The sequence below is a fragment of the Nostoc sp. KVJ20 genome, from assembly GCF_001712795.1.
GTDB lineage: Bacteria > Cyanobacteriota > Cyanobacteriia > Cyanobacteriales > Nostocaceae > Nostoc.
In genome coordinates, this window is sequence record NZ_KV757581.1 from 64,238 (window position 1) to 74,040 (window position 9,803).

At 40.8% G+C, this 9,803-nt stretch carries 8 protein-coding genes; 2 read left to right on the forward strand and 6 right to left on the reverse strand.

The features are described from left to right. Positions 1 to 355: 355 nt before the first annotated feature. The 3 genes from A4S05_RS08040 to A4S05_RS08050 all read right to left on the reverse strand — a co-directional run bounded on the left by A4S05_RS08040 (position 356) and on the right by A4S05_RS08050 (position 2,792). A complete protein-coding gene (locus A4S05_RS08040) occupies positions 356 to 1,105 on the reverse strand; it encodes an isoprenyl transferase (RefSeq protein ID WP_069069305.1) in 750 nt (249 codons plus the stop codon). Positions 1,106 to 1,129: 24 nt separating this feature from the next. Continuing rightward, the gene (locus A4S05_RS08045; protein ID WP_069069306.1) at positions 1,130 to 2,068 is read right to left on the reverse strand and encodes a hypothetical protein; all 939 of its coding nucleotides are present in this window, start codon (positions 2,066 to 2,068) and stop codon (positions 1,130 to 1,132) included. Positions 2,069 to 2,522: 454 nt separating this feature from the next. Beyond that, on the reverse strand, positions 2,523 to 2,792 hold the full coding sequence (locus A4S05_RS08050; RefSeq protein WP_069069307.1) for a hypothetical protein: 270 nt from the start codon (positions 2,790 to 2,792) through the stop codon (positions 2,523 to 2,525). Between the two features lie 398 nt (positions 2,793 to 3,190). On the opposite strand from A4S05_RS08050, the gene A4S05_RS08055 reads away from it, so the two are divergent. Then, entirely contained in the window at positions 3,191 to 4,465 is a 1,275-nt protein-coding gene (locus tag A4S05_RS08055) for a cation:proton antiporter (protein WP_069069308.1), read from the forward strand. A 91-nt stretch (positions 4,466 to 4,556) separates the two neighbouring features. Here the strand turns inward: A4S05_RS08055 and A4S05_RS08060 are convergent, their stop codons facing one another. From A4S05_RS08060 to dprA, 3 genes are all read right to left on the reverse strand, one after another. After that, entirely contained in the window at positions 4,557 to 4,943 is a 387-nt protein-coding gene (locus tag A4S05_RS08060) for a hypothetical protein (RefSeq protein ID WP_084227028.1), read from the reverse strand. Between the two features lie 619 nt (positions 4,944 to 5,562). Then, positions 5,563 to 6,669 (reverse strand): saccharopine dehydrogenase family protein, encoded by a 1,107-nt coding sequence (locus A4S05_RS08065; protein ID WP_069069310.1) that lies wholly within the window; start codon positions 6,667 to 6,669, stop codon positions 5,563 to 5,565. Between the two features lie 183 nt (positions 6,670 to 6,852). After that, positions 6,853 to 7,971, reverse strand: coding sequence for a DNA-processing protein DprA (dprA, locus tag A4S05_RS08070; protein ID WP_069069311.1), 1,119 nt, complete (start codon positions 7,969 to 7,971; stop codon positions 6,853 to 6,855). 535 nt (positions 7,972 to 8,506) lie between these two features. Between dprA and A4S05_RS08075 the strand changes: the two genes are divergently transcribed. Next, positions 8,507 to 9,565, forward strand: coding sequence for an SGNH/GDSL hydrolase family protein (locus tag A4S05_RS08075; protein ID WP_256090870.1), 1,059 nt, complete (start codon positions 8,507 to 8,509; stop codon positions 9,563 to 9,565). Positions 9,566 to 9,803 lie beyond the last annotated feature (238 nt).

Consider the following 9,803-nt stretch of genomic DNA (forward strand, 5'->3'; position numbering starts at 1 on the left):
ATCCCAGAGAAGCTTTAGCGATCGCATAAAGAAAATTTTTAGAGGATGATACATACCACGCTTTAAAAAAATACGCAATACCTTACAGTAAGTAATATTTTTAACAAAACATTTGTAACTACCCTTGCAGTTTATTTACCCACCGCCTGCTATTCTTATAGTTACTTCGGTCTGTCATAGCAGATAGATTATCCTCAATAATGTTTAAATTTTTTAGCGCTCATATACCATCCTGGTAATGTGGGTGCTTTTACTTTATGCTTCATAGCAGCAAAAAACCTAACCCCTTTCCGCGTTGGGAAAGGGGAGAAATTCAAAGTCTCTCTCATTTCAGGAGAAAGGTTTTCCAGATAGCTTAAGCTGACAGTGAAGCTTTAACTTGACCAAAACGGCGATCGCGATTTTGATAGCTCAACAAAGCCTGATAAAATGCTTCTCTATTAAAATCTGGCCAAAAAATGTCCGTGAAATACATCTCTGTATAAGCCATTTGCCATAAGAGAAAATTACTCAATCGCATCTCACCACTAGTACGAATCAGTAAATCGGGTTCTGGAGTATCTGCGGTGTAGAGGTGTTGTTCTAAAAGACTTTCATTCACTTCTTGGGCGCTGAGTTTGCCCTGTTCCACCAGTTGAGCTACTTGACGGCAAACTCTGGTAATTTCGTTGCGGCTACCGTAGTTGACTGCAACAGTAAAGTGGATTGCTTGATTGTTCAACGTCTCTTTCATTGAACGTTCCATTTCCGTCTGTAGAGACTTGGGTAAAGCCGATAAATCTCCAATAAACGAGATTCGTACTCCTTCACGATGCATCTGAGCTAACTCGCGGCGTAGTAATCGCTCAAACAACAGCATCAGAAAATTCACTTCTTCAACGGGACGCTGCCAATTTTCTGTTGAGAAAGCGTAGGCTGTCAACGCTTTGATTCCCCAATCTTTGCAACAACGTAATAGTTCTTTGAGTGTTTTTGCTCCTTGGCGATGTCCGGCGATGCGCGGTAATCCTCGACTGGTTGCCCATCGTCCGTTACCATCCATGATCACGGCGATATGTTGGGGTATTTTTTGGGGGTTTAAATCGGCTGATTTGTCATTTGTCATTTGTCATTTATCCTTTGTTATTTCTTAATGAGTAATTTCAAATAAATCTTGCAAATATTTTGGTGTGAGGGTGTTGTTCCAACTCCACAGATGATGCATTGTGTAGGCGAAGGTGAAGAAGAGAGTTGTTTTGTTGGTTAATGACCAAGCATTCCAGTTGAGTGTACCCATCATGCGGCGGAGAGTACGCATGAGGTTGTTACGTTGATAGTTTGGCGATTGCGTTTTGATTAGCGTGCGTCCAATTCGTATCAACCCAGTATCAGGAAAAGTCCAGACTCCAAACCCCCAGAATTTGGTCATGTGGTTGATTTCATCCTGTGCTAATTCCTCTAAAACATCCTGGAGTGCGCCAGTGGTATGAGCCATGAGCCAAATATAAAGACAGGTTGCACCGTATTCTGTGGCAATGCGGTGTAAGCCGTGGCGATATAAGTCTTCGTAAGCGTCATCTGTGGGAAGATAGCTTCTAACAGTCCGAAATTTTGGGGTAATTTTCTCGCCTGTTAATTGGGTGTAGATTTTGATTAATGCTGGTGTGTGCTGACGTTCTTCTTTTTCCCACAAACCAAGTTCCAGCAATTCGCCATCTTTACCAATAGTTCCACCAACAAACCGAGCCATCTGAGGATGCAATTTTTCTAAATACTGCCGACTTGTTTGGGTATAGCCGCGAATGGGCGCTTCTGTATCCATCGCACCTATCAAGATAGATAAAAATACCTCTGCGTCTAAACCGATAATTTGATTGCGGTTAATTGTTTGCCAATCAATGGGTTTCCAGGGACGCGGTTGGGGATTGGCAAACTGTATCGGTAAATCTTGCAGACGCTCATGTAGTTTTTCGACTGCAATATATTTGTCTATAAGGGAACGAATGCGGCGCTGTGTTTGCAAGTAATGAGGACTGTGATAGCTTTGACCTGCTAAGTCTTCTGTGATTGGGCTGAGGGTGTTAAGCATATTTTTATACTTAATTTGTTATCTCTATGCCCAATAGCCTAAGCGATCGCACTTCCTTTTGTCAGTCGGCTGAAGTCGGCAGTTTTATGTAATGGGGTTGCAAAAGTCGGGTAAAAAGTCTTTATTGTCGTTGTAGTAAACTGCAATCAAGGTATTTTCAAACCACTATTAACTGACTCTTAAAACGGGTGGCTTATTTACGCTGTGCGGTACTATAGGGACTCATATTTGATTTCTGAAAAAACTCAGTACAACTAAGAAGCCTTCTTGACTGTAGCAAGATTGCCTATTGCCTATTGCCTATTGCCTGCCTACGCAAATTAGTTCAGAAATCAAAGCGGATTCCTATAGTCGTCTGTCTCGTTAATTATGAGTGGTTATAAAAGTTCGTAGTCAAGACTTTAGTCCTGACTACGAACTTAGTAATGCAGATATTCTAGGCGATGCGATCGCATCAAGCCGCTTCCCGCAGTTGTGGTTGTGACGGCACACTCACCTCTGGAAATGAAAGCGAGAGTTGTTCAGCTTGAGGTACTGCGGCTTGCTGCAAAACTTGAACTTCGATATTCACACTCACCAAATAACTACCTGTATCAGCACCAACTGCTTCGGCAATTAGTTTAGCAATGTCTGGGCGTTTGGCAGTCAGCGGGTCACGTAAAATACACCGATCCCATTCATGCTTGGCAGTCGGATTGAGGTTGAGAATATAATGCTTCATCATCGAACTAACCCTTGAATCCATCTTCCAGAAGGTTTTCACAGAGCCATTATGCATTTGGCTAGGCTTTGTGGACGCTCTCTATATTATAGTATATTTGTACTAATATGGGCAATATCTGAGTGAGAAAGTAGGAGATTTAGACCATTAGTAGTAGTGCAGAGGCGTGCATTAGGTATATTCCCGTGCTAGATCCCATTGTTTTGGGGGCTTTATTTGAATCGAGAGGCTAATAATCAAAGCGCGTCCTCTCCAACTTGGCAGCCAATCCCCAGTCCCCAGTCCCCAATCCCCAATCCCCAATCACTAATCCCTGAAAATCTGCCCATAGGTAATTCCTAATAAAAAGCTATTGCAACTAAGCTTACAAAGCAACGCCAAATTTTTATATAAATTGCTATATGGTAGATATCTATATTATTGACCTATTTGTGATTGGTCTGCTTTTGTTGATGGTCACATTAGCGTCAGGTTTAATTGCTCGCTTACCTCTTTCTTTTGCGATTATCTACCTACTGGTTGGCATTTTTCTAGGCCCTTATAGTTTAGGTCTAATTCAATTACGTCAAGATGAAGCTTTCAACGCCGAATTATTAGAGAGATTAACAGAACTGGTAGTAATTATTTCTGTATTTAGCTGCGGCTTAAAAATTGTTCGCCCATTAAGGTTAAAGGTTTGGGATATTACGGTGCGATTAATTGTCTTTCTGATGCCAATTTCAATTTTTGCTTTGGCTGCTGTAGGTAAATTGTTTTTAGGAATGAATTGGGGAGAAGCAATTTTATTAGGGGCAATTCTCGCACCAACAGATCCAGTCTTAGCATCAGAAGTACAACTGACCAATACAAACGACCAAGATGAGTTGAGATTTGGTTTAACTTCTGAAGGTGGATTAAATGATGCTTTAGCTTTTCCCTTCGTTTATTTTGGCATTCATGCATTAGAAGATGATAACTGGAGTAACTGGTTTCAACAGTGGATTACGGTTGATTTAATTTGGGCGATCGCAGTTGGTATTATTATGGGAATTGCTGTTGCTAAATCAATAGTTTGGATTGACGAAAAAATTCAAAAGCGTCTCCCTTCCGATAAAATCATGGAAGATTTTATTGCCATCAGCATAATTTTGTTAACTTATTCATTAACAGAAGTAGTTAATGGCTATGGATTTCTGGCAGTATTTGTAGCTGGTTTAGTCGTCCAACGCAGTTATAAAAATCCTGAAAAGCCGCTAGCACAATTAGAATTTATTGAGCGACTTGAAAAGCTCCTAGAAGTTGGAACAATTTTACTATTGGGTTCAATATTATTATTGCAACCAATGCTCAATTATGCTGTGCAATCTTTGATAGTGATAATTTCATTATTTTTGATCATCAGACCTTTAGGAGTTTGGATTAGCACAATAGGTAAAAGCCCTCTAGAATCACGCCGTAGAAGTATGCATCCAGGAACTCGTTTGTTATTTGGATGGTTTGGTATTCGCGGTGTTGGCTCTTTATACTATCTCGCCTATGCCTTTGGTCATGGCTTAAAAGGTGAAGCTGCCGAACAAATTGCCTGGATAACTTATACTACGATTGTAGTCTCTGTAATTGTGCATGGAATTAGTGCAACTCCATTAATGAAGTGGTATGAACACAATCTTAGTAATCAAAGAAAAACTGCTTCATAAATGTAGGGTGTGTTATGCCAAAAGCTAACGCACCTTAAATTTTTGTGCCTTATTATCGGCGATTACACAACCTACAATTTAATTTTATTGACTATTTACCTGTCACTTTTTCAATCACTTCTTTCGCTTTTTCACCAAAACTTTCCGGAGGATTTTGTTCTTTCTCAGCCTTCAAATTCCTTTCGTAAGCCTTCTCAATAGTATTAAGGTTGGTTGAATCTTTTTTTGCTTGCTCATAAGCTTTTTGTCGATCTTCTTCTCGAATGCCAACACCTGGGTCATATTCATAAGCACGATTAACTTTTTCTTCAGAATTTGGTTTGTAGTCTGGAGGTATTAGCTTCAATTCTTCAAGAGTAGTTGCATGACTAGCTTGCTGACCGACAATAAATGAACCTGACAAGCTGATGAAAACCATCAAGCCAACAACCAAAATACTAGAAAATGCTTGTTTGAAAGTTAATACAATTTTTTGCATTGAGAAATCCTCCCATTTTATTTATGAGTCTTTTCCATGTATAAATAGATTCGATACTCAAGACTCACAGGCATACTAAATGTTTAAGTACAGTTATTACTTCTACCGCAGGATATATTAATTTTTAGTTATAGTTCCTTTTTTTAGCTTAGTGGGATTTTACCCTAAATAGCTCTCCCTAACCCCAATACGGTTCAGTTAGGCATGAAAAAACTTGTAGAGACGGCGATTTATCGCGTCTCGAAAAACCAAAATTGTTGCCAGTAGGCCTTAGAGGTTGTTTGAAAAGTCTTTGGCTGTGATTTTAAGCACTTGTTGATCCCCCCTAACCCCCCTTAAAAAGGCTACCGTGTATACACAAGTCGAATTACCCCCCTTAATCCCCCCTTGGAAAGGGGGGAAAAAGAAATCTAGTTCCCTCCCCTTTGCAAGGGGAGGGTTAGGGTGGGGTAAAACCTTGGGTTTTTCAGCTATTTCAGACTTGTGTATACACCGTAGCCTTAAAAAGGGGGGAACCGGAATTAAAGTCCCCCTTTTTAAGGGGGATTTAGGGGGATCTAAAACTTTTGATACCAATAAGAGGACTTTTAAAACATCCTCTTAACCCAAGCGTATTTAGCTATAACCAACTGTAATTAATTTTAATTCCTCGGCTTTGCATTGCCTCTTCAAATAAATTTGTTGGTAGTGCTTCTTCCACAGCAAAAACACCTGGTTTATTGAGTTTGCCTTCTAGCAATAATTGGGCAATACTACCTGTGCCACAACCAGAAGCCATAGCTGTATTTTCATGCACTATAGTTGAACAATAAACAGCAGTTTTACCATTTTTTTGCCCTGTCACTTCTGAACGAACTGCTACCCCAATTCCACTAAAATTATTAGTGACATCTGTCATTGAGTGGCTGACATGAGATAGAAATTCAATCATGTAACGTCGCTGCATTAACCACTTGGGAAAAATGTGTGCTGCAATCCAAGTTAGATGATTGTAAAAATCGGGAACAGAGCCAAACTTAGTAATTACAGTTTTTACTGATGGGAAAGCATGGGGCAGTGTAAAGGTTTCTGGCATATCAAACCAGTAAACCCCGCTACGTCTATATGGGGATGGAAACTCAACTACTTCCCTTTCACTGTAAGGCTTGACTATTTCCCATTTTCCATCTATCCAAGCCTCAAAAGGATACTGCAATCCTAGAAAAGTTGTCCGCATCACTGTAATGCCAGCACCACCAGAACCAGAAACTAAATAACTTAAATGGATCTTTTCTGGTTGATCAAATTGTTCAACTCCCTGCCGTACCATACTATTAGAAATGCCAGGGAAAATACCAGTATTAATAATTGCTGTCACACCAGCAGCAGCAGCTTGTTCATGATGACTGAGAGCCTTGCTGGTATAAGAGCGATGATCGCTGACATCTAGATAATTAACGCCCTGAGCAATACAGGTTTCGAGAACATTAGTATCTCGATAGTGAAATGGCCCAGCACAATGGATGACTAAGTTAGAGTTTGCGATCGCATCTCGCAGCTTGTCAACTTCTACTAAGTCCAATATCAAAAACTGCACTTGTCCTCCCGAAGACAAGCTAACAGCTTTGCCAAACTCCGCAGAACGTCCAGTAATTGTAATTTTTGCCTGCGTATGGGTAGCTAGATCCTGAGCAACACTACTACCAATCCGCCCTCGTCCACCAAGAATTAAAACGCTGTCTGTCATTACTCCAAATTCGCAAGACTAACCTTATTTCATCAGTTTTGTGTCCTGTTTGCCATCGGTTATAAGTATGATTTATACAAGTTAACGAAATTTCTGCTACAAAGATGTTAACAGGGACGTACATTCAGTAAATCGCAAAGTTTTCCTCAAGAGCGATGCTTGGAAAATGTTGTTTTTTAACTCTTAACTTTTTTGATAGCGCATTCCTGGTAGTTGCGAAACGAAACCCATAAGTTCCAACTGTAACAAAGCACTGGAAACTGAGCCAGCAGCCATACTGGTTTGTTGGACAATAAAATCGAAGGGTAAAGCTTCACTTGCGAACGCATCCATTACCCTTTGTAATTCTGGTGATAAAGTTGGCAAACTTAACTGTTCTGGTGCTATGGAAGCCTCGACTCCATCAAGTTGTGGTATTGCTCCTAGCATTTTTAACAGTTCATCTAGTTCCTTAAGAATGAAAGAAGCTCCCTGACTCAGTAACTTTAAGCACCCTTGTGAGGGGTAATCATCAAGTCTTCCAGGTAATGCATAGACATCTCTACCAAATTCATTTGCATAGGTGGCTGTTATTAAAGCACCAGACTTTAACGGTGCTTCCATGACCAAGATGGCGCGGCTTAAACCTGCAATAATTCGGTTACGACGGGGAAAGTGCGTGCGATCGGGTGGGGTTTTTGTCGGATACTCACTCACAACTAACCCAGCTGTCAAAATCTGCTGATACAAATCCCGATTTTTATGTGGATAGATGACATCTACACCAGTTCCCAAAACTGCGATCGTGCGTCCACCTGCTTTCATAGCGGCGCTATGGCTTTCTGTGTCAATTCCCTCTGCCATTCCAGAAACAACTGTAAAGCCATTTTTAGCCAAAGCTGTGCTAATTTGGCGAGTCCAACGAATACCGTATTCTGAGGGTTGGCGTGTTCCAACAATTCCAACCAGTGGTTTTTGTCCGAGATTTTCTTGGAGTTCGACTTCACCGCGATAGTACAAAATCGGCGGCGGACTTGGAGTTTCCAGCAGTAAGCGGGGATAATTTGCATCTGCTGGTGTCCAGAAATGAGAGTTTTCCTGCTGGTGCTTGGTGAATAGTTGTTCTGGTTGCAAACGCGATCGCTGTTGTACTACTTTTTCTAATGTTTGCAAACCAAAACCTTCCACTTCTCCCAATTGTGCCTTGGTAGCGTTCCAAGCAGTTGCCAGCGTACCAAAATGCTGTTGCAGCCGTCGCAATAATACCGGGCCAATTCCAGAAATTTGTGCCCAAGCTAGCCAATATGCACCTTCTTCTACCACCGTTCCATCCTCACACCTACTGGATTGAGTATTCCCAAATTTGACCTCATACCAATTCAATTAATAATTGCAACACATCCTTGGGTAAAGACGCGATTCATCGCGTCTCTACAAGATGGTTTATTTGTCGCATTCTATTTGCATACCTGCACCTCACCGGATTGAAAATGGCTATACCCTTGACCTTTTTTTAATTAAAAATTATTGTTCTTAATTTTTAATTAATTAATTTGGGGTACAAGCCCCTACTGATAGCGCCGGCGGCAAGCGAGTCCGCGTACTCTTACAGAGAAGCAAGCTACGCGCAGCGTCTCGTAGAGAGCGTCTTGCAATTTTTAATTAATAATTTTTAATTTTTAATTGGAGTGTTCGCGCAGCGTCTCGTAGAGAAGCGACTTGACTTTTGACCCTTGACTCTTGACTATTAACTATTGACTATCTATTTTTATATTTTGTGATGAAATATTTCTATCGTCTTCTAATAAGCCTATGTGGGTGCCTAATATTTTTACTGCTGCATAGTGGACTTGGTTTGTTGCCTAGTTTGGCAGCCGAAAAAGTTACTGTCAGGTACGGATTGTTTGAGCAATCGATCCCGGTGGCAGATATACGCAACTATGACAAGACACAAAAGGCTTCTAGCGATTTGCAATCTTTCCTAGATTACCTAAGCGCTAAGGAGAAACAGAAGTTTCAAGATGCCCTTCAGGTAAAAATGTCTCTTGATATTGTGGCTTTAGATAAGCTGCTCAACACAGGAATGGGCAAGCAAATTTTATCTTTTGCTTCTAGTGCGATCGCTCGTCGCGATCAAGCCAGTACACAAGCACTACGATCTGCCTTGATTTTAGGATCAAAATCACCAGAAGGTCTAGGCATAACCAGCTTTCTAGAAGCTTATCCTAGTAATCAACTAGTTGTTGACGTGTCAAAAATTTCCCGGCTAGTTGGCATGGCAAATTCTTCTTCTAGTTCTGCTGATGCACCACCAAAGGACAACGTAAGTACTTCACCTTTAGGAAAAATTGCACTGCAATATCAGACACTCGCAGCCCAAGATAAACAATTCTCCGGTTGCTTATTTGGCGATTCTATTTCGGCTGGACTTGGTAATACCCTTGGGAGTGGTACTTTTAATTTTGGGTTAAATGGTCTGAGTACAATCTCATTATTGGAACAACTGAAAAGTTTAATTCCTACTAAGGTGAAATGCGAAAAAGCTATTATTGCCATAGGTGGAAATGATGCTTGGTATGGAATTAGTGATGAGTTGTTTAGCAAAAATCTCCAAGAGGCGATCGCACTTGTGCGAACAATGGGAAATAAAGAGATTTTTCTCATTCCGGCTTTTTATTCAACAGTTGCAGCAAGCTCAGATCCAACTGTAGCAGCCCCACTTTCTAGAGTTGAACAAATTAATGTTCTGATTAATCAAGTTGCTGAAACAGAAAAAGTGCCAGTTGCAGCAGCAGGACTAGCACCCTTGTATGAAAATAATGTTCTTAAAGAAAATTTGACCAGTGATGGTGACGATCTGAATGCAGAGGGTCTAAAAATTTATCGTCAAGCATTATTAGAAATACTGGGTAAGTAAGTATGTCAACCTAAAAGCTTATTTGACAAGTGTTTCGCCGTGACTTTAGGCACTTTTCGATCTCCCCTAACCCTCCTTCAAAAGGCTACGGTGTACACACAAGTCTGAAGTAGTTTACGAATCTGGTTTTTACCCCACCCTAACCCTCCCCTTGCAAACTACGGTGTACACACAAGTCTGAAATAGCTGATTAACCAAGGTTTTACCCCACCCTAGCCCTCCTTTCAAGGGTAGGGGT